Source organism: Aurantimonas sp. E1-2-R+4 (assembly GCF_036549515.1).
GTDB lineage: Bacteria > Pseudomonadota > Alphaproteobacteria > Rhizobiales > Rhizobiaceae > Aurantimonas > Aurantimonas coralicida_A.
Window position 1 is genome coordinate 1 of record NZ_JAZHLK010000134.1, and the last position, 1,294, is coordinate 1,294.

The 1,294-nt window shown below is 56.7% G+C and carries 1 protein-coding gene; it reads left to right on the plus strand.

The features are described 5' to 3' along the window. The first annotated feature begins 134 nt into the window (after positions 1–134). Positions 135–1,235: a M10 family metallopeptidase C-terminal domain-containing protein gene (locus tag VQ045_RS21695; RefSeq protein WP_442879936.1), complete on the plus strand. Its 1,101-nt coding sequence runs from the start codon at positions 135–137 to the stop codon at positions 1,233–1,235. Positions 1,236–1,294: the final 59 nt, after the last annotated feature.

Here is a 1,294-nt window from a genome sequence, read left to right on the forward strand (position 1 = left end):
AGGATTTCGAGAACCTGTCGCGCAACGCGCTCGCATTCCTCAAACTGGCGTCTATCCGCCTAATGCTGCGAAGGCTTTGTTCAAATTGAACAACTTTCCGGACCGACTCTGATACCATCGGCGGAATTTCGTCGATGCAATGGACGGCAGCAAACAGAGCGTTGAATACAAATGGTTACGCCGGGGAAAATGCGGCGCAGGACGGCTTCTCCGTGGAGGGGTTCACCAATCTGAACGTCGCTTATACCACAGACACCGGCGCGCATATCCGGCTTGCGGAATCAAATGATCCATCGACCGCTTGGGCTTATTATCCTGGTACCTACGAGCAGGCCGGCGATGTCTGGTTTGGAAGGTCCTATAATTATCGCTCGCCAGAAGCCGGAAACTATTCCTGGCATACGATGTATCACGAGATCGGCCATGCGCTGGGGCTGAAGCACGGTCAAGAGACCAACGTTTACGGCCCGCTGCCAGCGGCCGAGGACTCGATGGAATATTCCATCATGACCTATCGGTCCTATGTCGGCGACCCCTTGGTTGGAGGCTATTCCAACGAGACTTGGGGATTTGCGCAAAGCTACATGATCGCCGATATCGCGGCGCTGCAGCAAATGTATGGGGCCGATTTCACCACCAATAGCAGCGACACGGTCTATAAATGGAACCCGACTTCGGGGGATACGCTGGTCAATGGTGCGGTTGGCATTGACGCGGGCAGCAACCGGATTTTCGCCACCGTCTGGGATGGCGGCGGCATCGACACCTATGATCTCAGCAGCTACTCGGACAATCTTACGCTCGATCTGACGCCGGGCGGGCACTCCTATTTCAGCAACGTACAAATCGCCTACTTGGGTGATGGCAACTATTCGCGCGGCAACATCTTCAATGCATTGCAGTATCAGGGCGATGTTCGTTCGCTGATCGAAAACGCCATCGGCGGTTCCGGAAACGACACTATTACAGGCAATCAAGCCAACAACACGCTGCAAGGCGGCGGCGGCAACGACACGCTCAACGGCGGCGGCGGCGTCGACAATATCTATGGCGGCGACGGCACCGACCAGCTATTCGGCGGCGACGACAACGACAATCTGGACGGCGGGGCCGGCGCCGATCATATGGAAGGCGGTCTCGGCTTCGACTTCGCCTATTACAGCCAGGCCACCGCAGGCGTGCGCGCCAGCTCCTCGGAGCGTAATACCGTCGCGCTCATGAACTCACCGCTTTGATATAGGGATAGTTGCAGAGGGATTGGATGCGCTTGGGATCTTTGGTTGCGCGGTTCCAG

Coding starts and splice junctions, on each gene's coding strand:
- VQ045_RS21695 (WP_442879936.1), top strand. CDS start 135: ATGCAATGGACGGCAGCAAACAGAGCGTTGAATACAAATGGTTACGCC.